This window comes from Nocardioides ochotonae (genome assembly GCF_011420305.2).
GTDB classification, from domain to species: Bacteria; Actinomycetota; Actinomycetes; order Propionibacteriales; family Nocardioidaceae; genus Nocardioides; species Nocardioides ochotonae.
Map to the genome: position 1 here is coordinate 2,682,583 of NZ_CP061769.1, position 17,242 is coordinate 2,699,824.

Here is a 17,242-nt window from a genome sequence, read left to right on the forward strand (position 1 = left end):
CGGGGAGATCACCCCGGCGCCTGCGCGAGGGCGCGGACCAGCAGGTCGGGGTGGGTCAGCGGCACCATGTGGGCGCCGGCGCCGAGCTCGACCACCCGCCGCTCGGCAGCCGTGGCGGCGCCGGCCTCCGCCAGCGACCACAGCCAGTCGCGCCGCGCGATGCGGTCGTGGGCGCCGCGCACGAGGTCGACCGGGCAGCCGACCTGGGTCAGGGTGGCGGCGAGGTCGTCGCGGCGGGCGACGTCCATGGTGGCGAGCATCGAGCGCAGCGTCGTACGCCGGTACTGGCGCACCAGCGCCGGCACCTGGCGCGGGTCCTCGTGGACCGCCGTCCGCAGCCACAGTGCGGCGAGACCGGGCCAGGAGCGGGCGCGCGGGTCGGTGGCCGGGCCCACCAGCACCAGGCGGCGCACCAGGTCGGGACGCAGCCGGGCGGCGTGCGCGACCACCTGACAGCTCGCGGAGTGGCCCAGCAGGGTCGTCGGTCCCACGAGAGCGTCGCCCAGCTCGCGACCCAGCTCGGCCGGGGACCGAGCACCCGAGGGCTCCACCGGAAGGCCGTACCCGGGCAGCAGCCGCACCGACTCCTCCCCCAGGCCCCACCGGCAGAGCACCGGGCGCCATGCCTCGACGCCGAGCCCGAGTCCTGGTACCGCGACCACCGAGGAAGCACCCACGGCGCCAGTGTGCCGGGCCACCCGAAGGCCCCGGTGTCTCTGGGTGCCGAGAGCCGGCCGCGCGGGGTACCGACGCGCATGGCCCGATCCACCAGACCCACCCGCGCCGCGGTCGCCGCCACCGACTCCTGGACCGACCCGGACGGCTTCCGCTCCCCCGCCGGCGAGGTGCACGCCTGGCTGCCCGGCACCAACCAGACCGTCTGCGGCGTGCCGATCAAGAAGGCGCGCCTGGGCCGGTTCTCCCACATCGACTGGCTCGACGTGCAGCCCGCGACCGGGCGCGACGCCGACCGGGTGACCTCGGTGTGCCACAGGTGCCTGGCCGGCACCGGTCACCGGCGCGACGAGAAGGTCTGGACGCGGACCGACCCCCGCCCGTGATGCGGGCGGGGGTCGGTCGCGGAGCTCAGCGGCGCTTGCGTGCCTTCAGCTGCAGACCGGCGACCACACCGGCGTGGTCGGAGGCCCATCGGGGCGCGGTCTCCGCGATCGGCGTGGCGCCGACGATCCGGGCGAAGCGGGGCTTCGCCAGGCCGCGGGTGAGGATCAGGTCGATCCGGGTGCGCAGGCTCTTCGTCGGGTTGTCCAGCGCGTCGCTCTGGCAGCAGGTGAAGCCGGGCGCGCTGCCGCGGACGGCCCACGCGTCGTCGAACCAGCGACGGGTCAGGTCGGCGTACGTGCTGGTCGTCGAGACCCGCGGGTCGGCGGGCGAGTTGAAGTCGCCGGTCGCGATCACCGGGCGGCCGGCCTTGGCCGGACCGGCGAGGAACTCGGCGGCCTGCGCCTCCTGCACGGCCCCGAAGCGGCCGATCTCGAGGTGGGTGTTGAGGAAGCGGAAGCGCGAGCCGCGCAGCGTGCCGTCGACGTACACCCAGCCGCGCCCGAAGTCGAGGGTGAGGCCGTCGGTGCCCGGCACCGGGAAGGACTGCTGGTCCGCGTAGCGGCCGGTCACGGGCTTGCCGAGCTCGAGGCCGCGGATCCCGTCGCGGACCAGGATCACGTCGCGGTCCTGCAGCGTCACCGCGCAGTCGAAGCTGCTGGTCGAGGCGACGTTGACGCAGCCGAACTGCGGCGCCACCAGCGGCACCGGGCCGATGGTCGCGTTGTTGACGACCCCGGCGACGCGGTACGACAGCCCCTCCTTGCGCAGCGCCTTCTGCAGGATCCGCAGGAAGTCGTACGACGGCGGCTTCGCGCCCGCGGCGATCGGGAGCGTGGTCCAGCGGGTGACCTCCTGCAGGCCGATGAGGTGCGGGCTGGTGCGGGCGACGGTCTTGGCGATCGCGGCGGCCCGGACCGGGAACCTGCTGGCCACGGCACCGCCGTAGATCTGTGCCGCCGCGGCGAGGAACTCCCCGGCCGAGTCGGCCTCGAGCGCCGGGTCGAGCGAGGAGCCGAGGTAGAGGTTCTGGGTCATCACCTTGAGCTTCGGCCCGCCCTTGGCCGCAGCCGGCCGCTCCGCGACCACCACACCACCCGGGTCGCCCGGCTCGGCGGTCGCGGGCCCGCCCGCGGCGAGCATGCCGACCACGAGCGCGGCGGTGGCGGGAATGGCGAGCAGGCGGTGCATGAGTCTCATGGGTGCGGGTCCGATCGACGTGGCGGTCCTCGCTGACCGCGCGTGGGGGTCACTGTGCGTCCCACGGGCGCCGCGCGCATCCCCGTTCGGGGGGAACCGGACCCCGGTCCAGACCACCGTCGGCGGCCCATCACCACGTCGTACGCCGACGGGCCGCCGCGGCGTCGGTGGCGGCTGAGAGGCTGTCCCCATGTCCCGGGTCGCGCTCTCCCGCCTGCCCGGCGACCGGGTGCTGGTGGTGGACGCGACGTCCTCCCACGAGATCGCGGCTGCCGACCTGGCCGCCTACGTCGCCGGCCGCGAGGCCGACGCGCCGCGCTGGGTGTGGGACGACACCGCCCGCTGGTATCCCCCGCTGCTGGCGGCCGGGGTGCGGGTGGCCCGGTGCCAGGACCTGCGGCTCACCCACCACCTGTTGCGACGCGCGCCCGCCGTCGACGGGGAGCTGCTGGAGGGCGAGGAGTCGGCGCTGTGGCATCGCCTGGGGCCCAGCGCCCCGTCGGTCCCGGCGCTGTTCGCCGTCGACGACGCCTCCGAGTGCCTGCGCGCCGACCTCGAGGACGCCCGTCAGCTGGCGGCGGTCGCCGCCTCCGCGGAGGCCGCTCGGCTCACCCTGCTGCTCGCGGCCGAGTCGGCCGGCGCCCTGGTCGCGGCCGAGATGACCTACGCCGGTGTGCCGTGGCGTGTCGACGTGCACGAGCGGCTGCTCACCGACCTGCTCGGCCCACGGCCACCGCGCGGCGCCCGGCCGCGGGGCCTCGAGGAGCTGGTCCAGGAGGTACGGCGCGCGTTCGACGCCCCCGGGCTCAACCCCGACTCGCGCCCCGAGCTGCTCGCCGCCCTGCGGCGTGCGGGCCTGGAGGTGGGCGATATCCGGGCGTCCACGCTGCGCACGCTCGATCACCCCGGCATCGCGCCCCTGCTGCGCTACAAGCAGCTCGCCCAGCTGTTCTCGACCAACGGCTGGGCCTGGGTCGACCAGTGGGTCAGCGGGGGCCGGTTCCGCCCGTCGTACCAGCCCGCGGGCTCGGCCACCGGCCGCTGGTCCTCCAACGGCGGCGGGGCGCTCTCGTTCCCGGCGCAGGTGCGTCCGGCGGCCGTCGCCGACGAGGGCTGGGTGTTCGTGGTCGCCGACGTCGCCCAGCTCGAGCCGCGGGTGCTGGCCGCGATGAGCGGTGACCGGGCGCTGGCCCGCTCCGCTCGCGGCACCGACCTCTACCAGGGGATGGTCGACGACGGCGCCGTCGCCAGCCGCAACGACGCCAAGCTCGGCCTGCTGGGCGCGATGTACGGCGCCACCAGCGGCGAGAGCGGCCGGATGGTCGCCGGGCTCACCCGGCGCTACCCCGAGGCGTTCGGGCTGGTCGAGCGGGCGGCACGCGCGGGCGAGCGAGGCGAGTCCGTGCGCACGCTGCTGGGGCGCGGCTCCCCCTCGCTCGGCGAGACCTGGGAGCTCGACGCCGACGAGGCGCCGCCGGACCCCGACGCGCAGGCCCGGCTGCGGCGCGCGTACGGCCGCTTCACCCGCAACTTCGTCGTCCAGGGCACCGGCGCGGAGTGGGCGCTGAGCTGGATCGCCGACCTGCGCAACCGGCTGTGGCGCCTCGGCGGGTCGGGTCCCCTCGTGTCGCGCCCGCACCTGGTGCTCTTCCTGCACGACGAGGTCGTCGTACACACTCCCGCGGCCCTCGCCGAGGCGGTCGCCGCCGAGGCCCGCGCGGCGGCCGCGACCGCCGGCCGGCTGCTGTTCCGCGACGCGCCCGTCGACTTCCCGCTGACCGTCTCCACGGTGCGCTCCTACGCCGACGCGGGCAAGCCCGGCGCCGCCCACCCGGCCGGCTGAGTCGGCTGGCTGAGCCGGGACGGCTCGCCGACCCCTGCGGCCTGCGCGACGCCGGCCCCCGAAGTCAGTACCGTCCGAACATGGGATCCGAGCAGCGGGTCAGGCACATCGTCGTGATGGGCGTCTCCGGAGTGGGCAAGACCACCATCGCGAAGGGCATCTCCACGCTCACCGGCTGGACCTTCGCCGAGGGCGACGCCTTCCACCCCGACGCCAACGTGGCCAAGATGCACGAGGGCCGGCCGCTGACCGACGAGGACCGCTGGCCCTGGCTGCGGGCAATCGGCGAGTGGATGTCGGCCGAGATCGCCGAGGGCCGTTCGGCGGTGGTCACCTGCTCGGCCCTGCGCCGCGCCTACCGCGACCTGCTGCGCGAGGGCCGTCCCGAGCTGGAGTTCTGCCACCTCGCCGCGCAGGAGAACCTGATCGGCGACCGGCTCAGCCACCGCGACGGCCACTTCATGCCGCCCTCTTTGCTCCCCAGCCAGTTCGCCACGCTCGAGCCGCTCGAGGACGACGAGCCGGGCGTCACCGTCTCGGTCGAGGGGGCGGTCCCCGACGTGCTGGCCCGAGCCGTCGCCTCCCTGCGCCTGCCCGACCGCCGCGCCGACGACCACCTGCCCAACGACCTCCCCGACGACCACCCGGAGCCACCCGACCAGAGAACGGAGTAGCCGATGGAGCTCACCGACGCCGGCAACACCCAGCTCGTCATCGCCGCCCTGCTCGGCATCGCCGCCGTGGTGGTGCTGATCGTGTGGGCCAAGGTGCACCCGTTCCTCTCGCTCATGCTCGGCTCGGCGGTGATGGGAGCCGTCGCGGGCGTGGCCCCCCTCGACATCGTCGAGAGCTTCACGGCCGGCTTCGGTGACACCGTCGGTGCCGTCGGCCTGCTGATCGCGCTCGGAGCGATGGTCGGCAAGATCCTCAGCGACTCCGGCGGCAGCGACACGATCGTCGACACCATCATCGGCCGGGTCGGCAAGGCCGGGCTGCCCTGGGCGATGGCGCTGATCGCGGCGATCCTGGGGCTCCCGCTGTTCTTCGAGGTCGGCGTGGTGCTGCTGGTCCCGGTCGTCATCCTGGTCGCTCGCAAGATGGACATCCCGATCATGCGCGTGGGCATCCCCGCCCTGGCCGGGCTGTCGGTGCTCCACGGGCTGGTGCCGCCGCACCCCGGCCCGCTCGTCGCGATCGACAACCTCGACGCGGACCTCGGCCTCACCCTGCTGTTCGGGCTGATCGTCGCCGCCCCCACCCTGGTCATCTGCGGGCCGCTGCTGGCCCACTTCATCGAGCAGTGGGTCCCCACCCACGCCACCACGCTGGCGCTCGCGCCCACCGGTGGCACCGGCACGGGCGCCGAGGACGCCGGTCCCGCCGCGGCGGGCGCAGGCGCGGGCGTCGAGGAGGAGGCCCGCACCCCGCTCGCCGAGGGCGTCACCCGGCGCCCCGGCTTCGCGGCCGCCGTCGTCTGCATCACCCTGCCGGTGGTGCTGATGCTGGCCCGCGCCATCGCCGAGCTCACCATCGACAACGACGACAGCCGGGTGCTCCAGACCCTGGTCTTCATCGGTACGCCGGCGGTCGCCCTGCTCGCCGCGGTGCTCGTCTCGATGTGGTTCCTGGGCTTCCGCACCGGGATGAACCGCGTCCAGGTGGAACGCTCGCTGGGCTCCGGCCTGCCGGGCATCGCCTCGATCCTGCTGATCGTGGCCGCCGGTGGTGGCTTCAAGGCGATGCTCGTCGACGCCGGTGTCGGCGACGTGATCGGCGACTGGGCCGCGGACTCGGGCATCTCCACGCTGCTGCTGGGCTGGCTGGTCGCCGTCGGGGTCCGGCTGGCCACCGGCTCCGCCACCGTCGCGACGATCACCGCCAGCGGCATCGTCAGCGGCGTGGCCACCACCCTCGACTCCCCCGAGCTGGCACTGCTGGTGCTGGCGATCGGGTGCGGCTCGGTCTTCTTCAGCCACGTCAACGACGCCGGCTTCTGGCTGGTCAAGGAGTACTTCGGGCTCACCATCGGGCAGACCATCAAGTCCTGGTCGGTGATGGAGACCGCGATCTCGGTGGTCGGCCTGGCCTTCGTGATGCTGCTGAGCCTGCTGGTCTAGGTGCCGGGGCGCCGCGGGACGGTGAACGCCCCGATCCCGAGCTCCGGGCGGGCGAGGGCCAGCGCCAGCCCCTGCGAGCCCTGGCGCGCCTCGGTGGCGCGGGACAGCAGGCCGGCGACGAGGCGCCACGCCGCCGCGTCGTACGACGGGGTCGGCAGGGCGACGCTGGTGGCGAGGTCGTGGCCGTGGACCAGCATCTCGACGAGCCGGGTGTCGAGGTAGTCCCCCAGCCGCATCGCGGTGCCGGCGAACACGCTGACCGGCCGGTCGAGCTCCAGCGGCTGGCCCGCGAGCCACCCGGCCGCGTCGCGCACGTCGGCGACCAGGGCGTCGTGGCCGGCGGCGAGCCGGCCCTCGCCGCGCTCGCGCACGCCGCGGTGGAAGTCGCTGTCGCGGGGGTCGTGCTCACCGAGGGCGGCGAGGAAGTAGCCGACCGCGTCCACCAGCGCGGTCCCCGGTGCCGGCGGATCGGCGGCCAGGTAGGTCCGCACGGTCTCGATCGCGCGGGCGAGGTGCGCGGCGAGGCCGCCCACCCGATAGCCGGGAAGCACCGACTCCTGCTCCCACCGCCGCGCCACGGCCGGGTCCGCGACCAGCTCCGCGGTGCGCGCCGCGGCGTCCAGCACCAGGTGCCGGGACGTGCCGCTGCCGGTCGTGCTCGTCGTCGTCATGCGCCCATCGTGCTCCCCACCCGGGGTCCGCCGGGGTCGACGCGGCCGGTGGCGCGAGCCCGGCGCTGGGCTCGGGCGTCGCCTCAGGCGCCGGCCTGGCCGGCCAGGGCCCTCCGGGCTGCGGCCCGGTCGGCGAGGATGGCGCGGCGCTTGTCCAGGGAGACCACGAGGGTGATGACCACCGCGACGCCGAGGATGCGCAGCCAGGTCTCCCAGCCCAGGGGCGCGGTCTGGAAGAGCGTGTTCATCGCCGGCAGGTAGGTCAGCGCCAGCTGGGCGAGCGCCTGCACCGTGACGCCGACCAGCAGCCACTTGTTGGTGAACAGGCCGACCCGCCAGGAGGCGCCGGTCAACGAGCGGCACACGAACAGGTAGAACGCCTGGACGGTCACGAACAGGTTGATCGCCGCGGTCCGGCTCGCGTCCAGCGACGTGCCCGCGTCGCGCTCGTACTGGAAGACCCACCACGAGCCCACCACGAGCAGCGCGGAGACGAGCACCGTGCGCCAGACCATCGGCCCGGTCAGCAGCGCCTGCTGCGGGTCGCGCGGCGGGCGGTCCATGATCCCGGGCTCCTTCGGCTCCCAGGCGAGCATGAGGCCGAGCGCGACGGCGGTGGTCATGTTGATCCACAGGATCTGCGTGGGCAGGATCGGCAGGCTCGTGCCGAGCAGGATCGCGACCAGGATGACCAGGCCCTCGCCGAGGTTCGTGGGCAGGGTCCACACGATGAACTTCGTCAGGTTGTCGAAGACGCCGCGTCCCTCCTCGACGGCCGCCTGGATGGTCGCGAACTCGTCGTCGACCAGCACCATGTCGGCGGCGTCCTTGGCCGCCTCCGTCCCGACGACGCCCATCGCGATCCCGATGTCGGCCTGCTTGAGCGCCGGCGCGTCGTTGACGCCGTCGCCGGTCATCGCCACCACGTGGTGGCGGGCCTGCAGCGCGCCGACCAGCCGGAGCTTCTGGTCCGGGCTCACCCGGGCGAAGACCGAGGTGCGCTCCACCGCGTCGGGCAGCTCCTCGTCGCTGAGCTGCTCGAGCTCGGTGCCGGTGAGTACGCCGCTGGGTGCGCCCTCGCCGAGGATCCCGATCTGGCGGGCGATGGACTGTGCGGTCGTCGTGTGGTCGCCGGTGATCATCTTGACCTGGAGGCCCGCGTTGCGACAGATCTCCACCGAGGTCCGCGCGGTGGCGCGGGGCGGGTCCATCATCGCCTGGAGCCCGGTGAGCACCAGGCCGTGGCCGCGCCCGGCCGCGAGGTCCTCGAGGGCGTCGGGACCAGGGTCCAGGGCGATGGCCGTGGCCAGCACCCGCATCCCGCTCGCGGCCAGCCGCTCGGCGGCCGCGTGCACCGTGTCCTCCTCGAGGGGGCGGCTCGAGCCGTCACTGCTCATCTGCGTGGCGCAGCGCGCGAGCACCCGCTCGACGCCGCCCTTGACCAGCAGCACCTGGCGGCCGGTCGACGGGTCCTCGTTGACGGTGGCCATGTACTGCCGCTCGGAGGTGAACGGCACGGAGCCCGAGCGGGGCAGCGCGTGCGGGGTGATGCCGAAGCGCTCGGCGGCGACCAGCATCGCGGTCTCGGTCGGGTCCCCGATGCCCTTCCCGTCCTCGCCGATGCGGGACTCGTTGCAGTTGGCGCCCGCGACCAGCGTCCAGCGCAGGGCCTCGTCGACGAGCATCTCCGGGCGCTGCCCGTCGTCCGAGACCTCGGCCGCCCCGGTCTCGACCGGGACCTCCTGGGTGCTCGTCCACACCGTCTGCACGGTCATCCGGTTCTCGGTCAGTGTGCCGGTCTTGTCCGAGCAGATGACGGTGGCCCCGCCCAGGGTCTCGACCGCCGGCAGCCGACGGATCACCGCGTGGCGCTTGGCCATCCGGGAGACGCCGATCGCGAGCGTGATCGCCACCGCCGCCGGCAGGCCCTCCGGGATCGCGCCCACGGCGAGCGCGACCACGGCGACGAACATGTCGGCCGCCGGTTCGCCGCGCAGCACGCCGACCACGAACGTGAGGGCCGACAGGGCCAGGATGACCGCGGTGAGCCAGGCGCTGAAGGTCGCGAGCTTGCGGCTCAGCGGGGTCGCCATCGTGTCCGCGCTGCCGACCAGGCGGTGGATCTCGCCCAGCTGGGTGGCGGCGCCGGTGGCGACGGCGATGCCCGACCCGGTGCCGTTGGTGACCAAGGTGCCGGAGTAGAGCATGTTGCGCCGGTCGGCCACCACGGTGTCGGGGGGCAGCAGCGCGTCGGACTTGTCCACCGGCAGGGACTCGCCCGTGAGGGCCGACTCGTCGGCGCGCAGCTCGGTCCCCTGGACCAGGCGCAGGTCCGCCGGCACCTTGTCGCCCGCCTCGAGGAGCACCAGGTCACCGGGCACCAGATCCTCGGAGGCGATGGTCCGCACCGAGCCGCCGCGCACGACCCTGGCCTCGGTGCGCACCATCGCACGCAGCGCGTCGAGCGCCGACTCGGCCTTGGACTCCTGGACGAACCCGAGGATCGCGTTGACGACCACGACGCCCGCGATCACCGAGGAGTCGACGTACTCCCCGAGCAGGAAGGTGACGACCCCGGCCGCGATCAGGACGTAGACCAGGGGGCTGTTCATCTGCCGCAGGAAGCGCAGCACCGGACCCGTGGTGTGTGGGCGCGGCAGCTGGTTCGGTCCGTAGACCGTGAGCCGCCGGGCGGCCTCCTCGGGCGCCAGGCCCCCGGCGGAGTCGGTGTGCAGGAGAGCCAGGACGTCCGCGACCACAAGGTCGTGATGGGTCCGCTCGCGCGGGTCAGCCGTCTCCACGTCCATCCTCCGAGTCAACCTTGCCGCTGCGTCTCGCACAGGGCCGATGGTCCCATCCGGAGAGGTCCAGTCCGGCACCGGGCCGGGGCCCGGGCCCGTGGGCGCGGGCACTCTGCCGGTGCCTCAGCGGCGCGGGTTGAGCACCTCGAAGTCCTCGTCGAGCTGGATCTCGACGTCCTCGCCGTTGTCGAGTGTCACCTCGACGGCAAAGGCGTAGGGGTCGTCCCCGTCCCCCTTCTCGACCTCGGTGACGCGCCCCTCCCCGACCTCCTCCAGCGCCGCCTCGGAGGCGCGGTCACGGTCCTCCTGGCTCACGGAGTCGTCGTCTCCGCAGGCGGACAGGCCCATGGCGAGGACGGCGCCGAGGACGGCGGCGGCAGCGGTACGGCGCATGGTGGCCTCCCGGGTCGACTGACCACCAGTGTCGGCCCGGGTGCCGACCGTGTCGAGGGCCGTGCGGGCGGGGAGTCATGGGTCACTGGTCGCGCCGAGCAGGGCCCGTCGGCGGTGGGACGTTGGTCCCCACGAACACCGGACCGGGGCCCTGCTGCCCCTTCGCGGTGCGCGAGAGGTTGGGGGTTTACCGGACATCCGAGGTGAGGGTTCATCGTGTCGCGTCCAGCCCGGACGTCGAGCGTCGTGCTCAGCGTCCCCCTGCGAGACCTCGACCCCGCGCTGCGCTTCGCGGTGCGTCAGGCGCAGGTCTTCGGCAGCAGCCTGCGCATCGTCGGCCACGAGAGCGCCGGGCACCGCGAGCACCGGGGCCCCTCCCCGCCGCTGGAGCGGGCCCTGCGAACCGCGCGGGCCCTGGCCGGCCCGGGCGTCGAGATCACCGCGGAGCTGCATCCGAGCCCGGTCGTGGAGTCCGCGCTGCGCGCCGATCCCGACGCCCGGGTCGTGGTCGTGCAGCGCAGCGACGTGGACCCGCTCCTCGAGGCGCTCGGACGCCTCGACGCCTTCGCCAGCGTCCCCGCCGTGGCCTGCGTGCCCCCGGGGTGGCACGTCGCGCCGGCCCTGGGGCAGCCGATCACCGTGGCCGTCGACGACCCGCTGACCTCGCACCGTCTGCTGGGCGCGGCGCTCGGCTTCGCCGAGACCCACCACCTGCCGCTGCGCGTCGTGCACGCCTGGGCGTTGCACCTGCCCGCGGACGGCTCGCCGCCGGCGGAGGCCGTGCTCAGCCGGTGGTCCCACCGGATCGGTGAGGAGCTCGGCCGGCTGCGCGCGAGCACCGACGTCTTCGTCAACCTCGAGATCCAGCTCGTCCCGCCGGTCCAGGCGCTGGTGGAGCACTCCCTCGAGTCGACGGCCCTCCTGATCGGGGCCCGACGCACGACGGACGGCGTGCCCCCCGGGCTCGGACTGGTCACCCGGGTGCTGCTCCAGCGCGCCGCCTGCCCGGTCATCGTGGTGCCCGACGCGCCGGTCTCGGCGCTCGACCGGGACACCACCGACGGAAGCGCGCCACCCCTGAGCGGACGGATCTGAGCGGACGCCCCTGAGCGGACCCGCGCGAGGACGCGCGGGCGCTGGCGCGCTACGCCAGGTCCTCGTCTGGCGACGGCACCCACCACAGCAGGCTGGTGCCCCGGCCCTCCGCCGAGGAGATCGTCAGCGAGCCGCCGCGACGCTCCGCACGCTGCCGGACGTTGGCCAGCCCGCTCTCCTTGACGTCGTCGGGCATCCCCCTGCCGTCGTCGCTCACCCGCACCGTGACCCCGTCCCCGACACCGACCTCCACCGCGCACTCCGCCGACCCTGCGTGCCGCACCGCGTTGGACAGCGCCTCGCTCAGCACCGCGAGCACGTCGGGGAGCAGGTCGTCGGAGCCCAGCAGCCGCACCGGCCCGCGGAACTCCAGGGTCGGGTGGAACCGCATCATCCGGGCGGCCCGCTCGACGACCTCCGCGACGACGGCCCGCGGGTCCCCGGCGTCGGGCTTGGCCCGCAGCCCGAAGATCGTGCGCCGGATGTCGCGGATCGTCACGTCGATCTCGTCGATCGTGGTGTCCAGTCGCCTGGCCATCTCCTCGGCGTCGCCGATCCCGGCCGTGCCCTGCAGCTCCAGGCCGATCGCGAACAGCCGCTGGATGACCAGGTCGTGCAGATCGCGGGCGATCCGGTCGCGGTCCTCCAGGACCGCCAGCCTCTGTTGGTCCCGGCGGGCGCGGGCGACGTGCAGCGCCAGCGCTGCCTGCTCGGCGAGCATGGTCGGCATGGTCGGGTCCCGCGAGACGTCGGCAGGGTCCACGTCGCTCCACCACGCCAGGCCGACCACACCCTCGACTCCGATCGCGCTGCGCAGCGGGACCACCATCCCCGGCCCGGCGCCCTCGCCGCCGAGCGCCCCGGCGACATCGACCGCGCGAGGATGGGTCGAGAGGCACCGCACCGTCAGCGGCCGGCCCGACACGGCCACGCAACGCTCCAGGGAGCGGGTGAAGTCCAGGCCGGCCATCACGTCGGGGTCGGCCGGCAGTCCTGAGACCGCCTCCAGCGACTGGTGCGCGGGATCGCCGCCGGCGACCACCCAGGCGACGTCGGCCCCGGCGATCTCGCGGGTGCGGTCGGCGACGATCTGCAACGCGGCCGCGTCGGCCTCGGGGCGCAGGAGGGCGGTGGTCAGGTCTGCCGCTGCGGCCAGCCAGCGCTCCCGCCGCTGCGCGTCCTCGCGCAGGTGGGCGTTGTCGATCGCCACCTCCGCGGCGGCGGCCAGGGCCAGGACGATCTGCTCGTCGTGGTCGGTGAAGTCCGAGCCGTCCAGCTTGTCGGTGAGGAAGAGGGTGCCCGGCTCCTTCTCCCGCAGGCGCACCGGGACGCCGAGGTAGGTGCCCTGCGGTGACCCCAGCACGCCGAGCCCGTCGGGGAGCGCGGCGAGGCCGGCGGCCTCGTCGGCGGTGAGTCCGTGGGTGACGAGGGTGCGCTGACGGCGCCCGGACCCGACGACCAGCACCGCGTGGCGGGCCCGCGCGATGTCGGCGGCCGCCGCGATGATGATGGCGAGGAGGTCCTCGAGGGAGAGGTCGGCCGCCATCGTCACCACCGCGTCCAGCAGCAGGTGCCAACGGTCCGGTTCAGCCTCCAGACCGTCGATCTGCTGCGCGGCGAGGCGCATCAGATCCTCGAAGGAGGTGTCGTCCCTTGTCGCGGGCGACCGTCCCTCGCGTAGCTCTCCCGAGATGTCTCGCATGGCACTCCTATGCGAATGGGCCGCGGGCGACGTCGACCACGCCCGTTCTCGACGGTAACAGCCGTGCATGACCGCGCGCCCCGACCTTGGAGACCTCCGAGATCGGGATCTCCAGGAGTCGGCGACGCCGGTCAGGTCGGGCGGCCCCGCAGGGCCGGACGACGTCGTGGGACGCCCCGAGCAACGGCCGGGCCGCCGCCGTACGTCATCGAGGCGCGACGCCCTGACGTGCAGCGATGATCGCGGCCTGGGTCCGGGACTCCACGCCGAGCTTGCCCAGCATCGTGGAGACGTAGTTCTTCGTCGTCTTCTCCGCGAGCCCGAGACGGGCCGCGATCTGACGGTTGGTGAAGCCCTGGCCCACCAGCTCCAGGACCTGGTGCTCCTTCGGGGTCAGGTGCTTGGTCACGGGGTCCTCTGGCGGGCCGTTGCGCAGCCGGGTGAGCACCTGCGCGGTGACGGCCGGGTCGAGCATCGACTGGCCGTCGGCGACCCGTCGGACGGTGTCGACGAAGTCGGCCGACTTGACCTGTTTGAGGACGTAGCCGGCCGCGCCGGCCATGATCGCGGCGAACAGCGCCTCGTCCTCGTCGTACGACGTGAGCATCAGGGCCGCGATGCCGGGGTCCACGGACCGGATCTGGCGACAGACCTCGACCCCGGTGCCGTCGGGCAGCCGGACGTCGAGGATGGCGATGTCGGGGCGCAGTGCCGGGATGCGACGCGCGGCCTCGCCCGCCCAGCCCGACTCCCCCACCACCACGATGTCGCCTTCGCGCTCGAGCAGACCGCGGATCCCGTGCCTCACGAGCTCATGATCATCGAGCAGGAACACCGTCACCGGTCGGCGCGGTTCCTGGTCGGGCTCTGCGGAGGGGTCCCACATGACCTGACCGTAAGACGCGTCACACGCCCCGACCCCGGGCCGCGAGCCATGGCCGCACGGGACTTTGGTCCCAACTTTGGGTGATGCGGAGCACGCCTGCCGTGTGCCCGCCGTACGCCGTCCGCCCGTCATCGCGCACCGGCCTCCGGCACCGGCCCGCCGGTCCCTCCCGGCCGGGTCATTCGTCTCTGGGCGACGAGCCGGCGTCGATCCACGCTGGACGTCCCACCTCATCGCAGCCGGAGGGAGACGAGCGTGGACGCTGCCACTCATCGGGTCGACATCACCGACCTGGCCGAACGCCTGATCGCCGAGTTCGGCGGCATCCTCGCCCCGGGTCTCATCCGGCGGGTGGTCTATCAGGCCGACCACCTGGTGCTGCGATGCGCGGCCACCTCGCGCAACCCCGTCGTGCTCTGCGAGACCATCGCGCGCAGCCTGCTCGACGAGCGCGTCGCCAGCGACGCACACGGCGACATCGCGCCGGCATGAGTCGCCGGCGCGATGTCGCCGTGTCAGAAGCGCCGCCTCAGGAGCGCTCGAGCGAGCTCAGGAGATCGCCGAGCCCACGCAGATCAGCACCAGGCAGGCCACGAACAAGATGACGATCAGCGGCATCACGAACCGGACGTAGTGGTCGTAGCGCACCTTCGCCAGCGCGAGGCCACCCATCACCACCGCGGACGTCGGGGTGATCAGGTTCACCAGCCCGGAGGCCGACTGGTACGCCGTCACGACCATCGACCGCTCGACGCCGGCGAAGTCCGCGAGCGGCGCCAGGATCGGCATCGCCAGGGCGGCGTGGCCCGACGAGGACGGCACCAGGAACGCCAGTGGGATGTTGACGATGAACATCAGCCCGCCGAACAACCACGACGAGCTGTCGCCGACGACCTGCTCCATCGCGTTCAGGATCGTGCCCGTGATCTCGGAGTTGTTCATGATCACGGTGACCCCACGGGCCAGCACGATGACCAGCCCGACGCCGATGAAGTCGCCGGCGCCGGAGACCACCGTGTCGGTCACGCCCTTCTCCCCCATGCCACCGATCAGGCCGACCACGATCGACATCGCGACGAAGAGCGCGGCGAGCTCGGGGAAGTACCAGTCCAGCTGCCAGGAGTAGCTCTCCGCCTCCGGGCCGTTGATGACCTGCGCCCACGGGACGATCGAGAAGATCATGAACACGAAGGTGACGCCGACGATGGTCAGCACCAGCTTGTCGCGGCCGCTGAGCTCACCCACGTCGCGGGTGCCCTGGGCCACCACCTCGTCGTCGCCCTCCGCCTTCCCGACCATGGAGGCGGCCGGATCGGCCTTGACCTTCCGGGCATATCGGAGCACCCACCAGATCCCCACCGGCACCAGCAGGACGTACATCAGCAGTCGGAAGGCGATGCCGTCACCGATCGAGATGTCGGCGGCACCGGAGGCGACGCCGGTCGCGAACGGGTTCACCGTCGAGGTCAGCACCCCCACGCCGGCGCCGACCATGATGACCCCGACGACGACCATCCGGTCGTACCCGAGCGCCAGGATGAGTGGGATCAGCAACGCATAGAAGCCGAGCGTCTCCTCGGCCATGCCCTCGGTGGTGCCGCCGATGGAGAACAGGATCATCAAGACGATGATCAGCACCGAGCTGCGGGTCTTCATCCGCGAGGCGACCCGCGCGATGCCGTTCTCGATGGCGCCGGTGCGCATGCACATGGTGATGAACACGCCGATGGCGATCACGAAGAAGAAGACCCCCGCGGCGCCGTACAGCTCGCCGATCTCGTAGGGCCCGACGAAGCCGTCGTCGTTCATGACGCCGTAGAGGCCGTTGATCGGGGCCAGGAAGAGCTGACCGAACCTCTCGCCGAGCGTCAGCGGGTTGCTGGTCTCCTCATAGCTTCCCGGGATCGGGCGGCCGGTGTCCGGGTCGTTCTGGTAGCTGCCGGTCGGCACGACGAAGGCGAGCAGCCAGACCAGCAACGTGACCGCGGCGAGCACCGTGAGGGCACTCGGGAAGTGGAAGGACTTGGGCTCGGTGTCACCCGTGTCTGCTGCGTGGCCCCCGGAACGGCGACGGCGGAAGGAAACCATGGGTCTGCCTCTCTGCTCGGCAATGAGCCTGCTCAACGAAGCATCCGCCGACCATGCGCGGGACCTGCCGAGGGTCATACCCACAGCGGGACCTTGGACCCTCATGGTCGCTGCGGTGCAGGCGTTGTCTGGGAAGCCAACCAAGCAGAAGGAGGGGCCATGGCGCTCCAGGTCAATTCCGAAGTAGGGCAGCTCAAGCGGGTGATCTTGCACCGGCCCGGGCTGGAGCTGAAGCGGCTGACACCGAGCAACAAGGACGAGTTCCTCTTCGACGACGTGCTGTGGGTCAAGCGGGCCCAGATGGAGCACGACGCGTTCGCGAGCACGCTGCGCGACCTCGACATCGACGTGCACCTGCTCGGTGACCTGCTCCAGGAGACGCTCGCCATCCCCGAGGCACGCAAGCACGTGCTCGAGCACACGTTGGACGAGCGCATCTACGGCCCCCTGGCCATCGACTCGATCTACGGCCACCTGAACGCGATGTCCGACAAGAACCTGGCCGAGATCCTGATCGGCGGCCTCACCAAGGCGGAGCTGCTCGAGAGCATCGAGGAGCCGCCCTCCGTGGTCATCCAGGCCCTCGAGGAGAACGACTTCCTGCTCACCCCGCTGCCGAACCACCTGTTCACCCGCGACACCTCGGCCTGGATCTACGACGGGGTCTCGATCAACGCGATGCGCAAGCGCGCCCGCATGCGCGAGACGATCCACTACGAGGCGATCTACCGCTGGCACCCGTTCTTCGCCGGCGAGGACTTCAAGGCCTGGGGCGAGGGAACCGCTGCCGGCGGGGCCACCACCGAGGGTGGCGACATCCTCGTGATCGGCCGCGGCGTGGTCCTGGTCGGGATGAGCGAGCGCACCACGCCGCAGGGCGTCGAGCGGCTGGCCCGCAGGCTGTTCCAGGAGGGCAGCGCCGAGACCATCGTGGCCCTGTCGATGCCGATGAGCCGCGCGTTCATGCACCTCGACACCGTCATGACGATGGTCAACGAGGAGACCTTCACCAAGTACGCCGGTCTCGGGATGCTGCCGTCCTACACGATCACGCGCGGCGACAAGGACGGAGAGCTGAAGGTCGTCTCTCACCCTCCGGAGGACATGCACAAGGCGATCGCGCATTCTCTCGGGCTCAAGGACATCCGGGTGCTCACCCCCGTCCAGGACGTGCACGCCGCCGAGCGCGAGCAGTGGGACGACGGCTGCAACGTGCTCGCCCTGCGTCCCGGTGTCGTCGTCGCCTACGAGCGTGCCGTCACCACCAACACCTACCTGCGCAAGAAGGGGGTCGAGGTCATCACCATCGCCGGTAACGAGCTCGGCCGCGGTCGTGGCGGACCGCGCTGCATGAGCTGCCCGCTCGAGCGCGAAGGGATCTGATCGC

15 protein-coding genes are annotated in these 17,242 nt (G+C 72.9%); 7 read left to right on the forward strand and 8 right to left on the reverse strand.

The features are described 5' to 3' along the window. Positions 1–8: 8 nt before the first annotated feature. Positions 9–677 carry an alpha/beta fold hydrolase gene (locus tag HBO46_RS13030; protein WP_166390544.1) on the reverse strand — a complete coding sequence of 223 codons (669 nt, stop codon included), beginning with the start codon at positions 675–677 and terminating at the stop codon, positions 9–11. Between the two features lie 78 nt (positions 678–755). Here HBO46_RS13030 and HBO46_RS13035 point away from each other — a divergent pair, with 78 nt between their 5' ends. Beyond that, complete coding sequence (locus HBO46_RS13035; protein WP_166140767.1) at positions 756–1,061, forward strand: hypothetical protein; 306 nt, start codon at positions 756–758, stop codon at positions 1,059–1,061. A gap of 25 nt (positions 1,062–1,086) precedes the next feature. Here HBO46_RS13035 and HBO46_RS13040 read toward each other — a convergent pair whose 3' ends face one another. Next, positions 1,087–2,259: an endonuclease/exonuclease/phosphatase family protein gene (locus HBO46_RS13040; protein ID WP_166140768.1), complete on the reverse strand. Its 1,173-nt coding sequence runs from the start codon at positions 2,257–2,259 to the stop codon at positions 1,087–1,089. A gap of 190 nt (positions 2,260–2,449) precedes the next feature. Here HBO46_RS13040 and HBO46_RS13045 point away from each other — a divergent pair, with 190 nt between their 5' ends. The 3 genes from HBO46_RS13045 to HBO46_RS13055 all read left to right on the forward strand — a co-directional run bounded on the left by HBO46_RS13045 (position 2,450) and on the right by HBO46_RS13055 (position 6,219). Next, positions 2,450–4,102 (forward strand): bifunctional 3'-5' exonuclease/DNA polymerase, encoded by a 1,653-nt coding sequence (locus HBO46_RS13045; protein WP_166140769.1) that lies wholly within the window; start codon positions 2,450–2,452, stop codon positions 4,100–4,102. An 80-nt stretch (positions 4,103–4,182) separates the two neighbouring features. After that, positions 4,183–4,776: a gluconokinase gene (locus HBO46_RS13050; protein WP_166140770.1), complete on the forward strand. Its 594-nt coding sequence runs from the start codon at positions 4,183–4,185 to the stop codon at positions 4,774–4,776. A gap of 3 nt (positions 4,777–4,779) precedes the next feature. Continuing rightward, the gene (locus HBO46_RS13055; protein ID WP_166140771.1) at positions 4,780–6,219 is read left to right on the forward strand and encodes a GntP family permease; all 1,440 of its coding nucleotides are present in this window, start codon (positions 4,780–4,782) and stop codon (positions 6,217–6,219) included. Here HBO46_RS13055 and HBO46_RS13060 read toward each other — a convergent pair. The 3 genes from HBO46_RS13060 to HBO46_RS13070 all read right to left on the reverse strand — a co-directional run bounded on the left by HBO46_RS13060 (position 6,216) and on the right by HBO46_RS13070 (position 10,084). Then, positions 6,216–6,890, reverse strand: coding sequence for a maleylpyruvate isomerase N-terminal domain-containing protein (locus HBO46_RS13060; RefSeq protein WP_166140772.1), 675 nt, complete (start codon positions 6,888–6,890; stop codon positions 6,216–6,218). The genes HBO46_RS13055 and HBO46_RS13060 overlap by 4 nt on opposite strands. A gap of 83 nt (positions 6,891–6,973) precedes the next feature. Continuing rightward, the gene (locus tag HBO46_RS13065) at positions 6,974–9,691 is read right to left on the reverse strand and encodes an HAD-IC family P-type ATPase (protein WP_207950107.1); all 2,718 of its coding nucleotides are present in this window, start codon (positions 9,689–9,691) and stop codon (positions 6,974–6,976) included. Between the two features lie 123 nt (positions 9,692–9,814). Continuing rightward, on the reverse strand, positions 9,815–10,084 hold the full coding sequence (locus HBO46_RS13070; RefSeq protein WP_166140774.1) for a PepSY domain-containing protein: 270 nt from the start codon (positions 10,082–10,084) through the stop codon (positions 9,815–9,817). A 246-nt stretch (positions 10,085–10,330) separates the two neighbouring features. Here HBO46_RS13070 and HBO46_RS13075 point away from each other — a divergent pair, with 246 nt between their 5' ends. Further along, a complete protein-coding gene (locus HBO46_RS13075; RefSeq protein ID WP_166140775.1) occupies positions 10,331–11,179 on the forward strand; it encodes a universal stress protein in 849 nt (282 codons plus the stop codon). Between the two features lie 49 nt (positions 11,180–11,228). Here the strand turns inward: HBO46_RS13075 and HBO46_RS13080 are convergent, their stop codons facing one another. Then, the gene (locus HBO46_RS13080) at positions 11,229–12,806 is read right to left on the reverse strand and encodes a sensor histidine kinase (protein WP_166140776.1); all 1,578 of its coding nucleotides are present in this window, start codon (positions 12,804–12,806) and stop codon (positions 11,229–11,231) included. 280 nt (positions 12,807–13,086) lie between these two features. Continuing rightward, on the reverse strand, positions 13,087–13,767 hold the full coding sequence (locus tag HBO46_RS13085; RefSeq protein WP_166140777.1) for a response regulator: 681 nt from the start codon (positions 13,765–13,767) through the stop codon (positions 13,087–13,089). A gap of 255 nt (positions 13,768–14,022) precedes the next feature. On the opposite strand from HBO46_RS13085, the gene HBO46_RS13090 reads away from it, so the two are divergent. After that, the gene (locus HBO46_RS13090) at positions 14,023–14,259 is read left to right on the forward strand and encodes a hypothetical protein (RefSeq protein ID WP_166140778.1); all 237 of its coding nucleotides are present in this window, start codon (positions 14,023–14,025) and stop codon (positions 14,257–14,259) included. A gap of 57 nt (positions 14,260–14,316) precedes the next feature. On the opposite strand, the gene HBO46_RS13095 is transcribed toward HBO46_RS13090, so the two are convergent. After that, the gene (locus HBO46_RS13095; protein WP_166140779.1) at positions 14,317–15,855 is read right to left on the reverse strand and encodes a YfcC family protein; all 1,539 of its coding nucleotides are present in this window, start codon (positions 15,853–15,855) and stop codon (positions 14,317–14,319) included. Between the two features lie 159 nt (positions 15,856–16,014). On the opposite strand from HBO46_RS13095, the gene HBO46_RS13100 reads away from it, so the two are divergent. Next, on the forward strand, positions 16,015–17,238 hold the full coding sequence (locus HBO46_RS13100; protein ID WP_166140780.1) for an arginine deiminase: 1,224 nt from the start codon (positions 16,015–16,017) through the stop codon (positions 17,236–17,238). Positions 17,239–17,242 lie beyond the last annotated feature (4 nt).

What these genes read in the sequence shown, in the direction of transcription:
- HBO46_RS13035 (WP_166140767.1), top strand. Translation starts at nt 756, where the DNA reads ATGGCCCGATCCACCAGACCCACCCGCGCCGCGGTCGCCGCCACCGAC.
- HBO46_RS13040 (WP_166140768.1), bottom strand. Translation starts at nt 2,259, where the DNA reads ATGAGACTCATGCACCGCCTGCTCGCCATTCCCGCCACCGCCGCGCTC.
- HBO46_RS13045 (WP_166140769.1), top strand. Translation starts at nt 2,450, where the DNA reads ATGTCCCGGGTCGCGCTCTCCCGCCTGCCCGGCGACCGGGTGCTGGTG.
- HBO46_RS13050 (WP_166140770.1), top strand. Translation starts at nt 4,183, where the DNA reads ATGGGATCCGAGCAGCGGGTCAGGCACATCGTCGTGATGGGCGTCTCC.
- HBO46_RS13055 (WP_166140771.1), top strand. Translation starts at nt 4,780, where the DNA reads ATGGAGCTCACCGACGCCGGCAACACCCAGCTCGTCATCGCCGCCCTG.
- HBO46_RS13060 (WP_166140772.1), bottom strand. Translation starts at nt 6,890, where the DNA reads ATGACGACGACGAGCACGACCGGCAGCGGCACGTCCCGGCACCTGGTG.
- HBO46_RS13070 (WP_166140774.1), bottom strand. Translation starts at nt 10,084, where the DNA reads ATGCGCCGTACCGCTGCCGCCGCCGTCCTCGGCGCCGTCCTCGCCATG.
- HBO46_RS13080 (WP_166140776.1), bottom strand. Translation starts at nt 12,806, where the DNA reads ATGCGCCTCGCCGCGCAGCAGATCGACGGTCTGGAGGCTGAACCGGAC.
- HBO46_RS13085 (WP_166140777.1), bottom strand. Translation starts at nt 13,767, where the DNA reads ATGTGGGACCCCTCCGCAGAGCCCGACCAGGAACCGCGCCGACCGGTG.
- HBO46_RS13095 (WP_166140779.1), bottom strand. Translation starts at nt 15,855, where the DNA reads ATGGTTTCCTTCCGCCGTCGCCGTTCCGGGGGCCACGCAGCAGACACG.
- HBO46_RS13100 (WP_166140780.1), top strand. Translation starts at nt 16,015, where the DNA reads ATGGCGCTCCAGGTCAATTCCGAAGTAGGGCAGCTCAAGCGGGTGATC.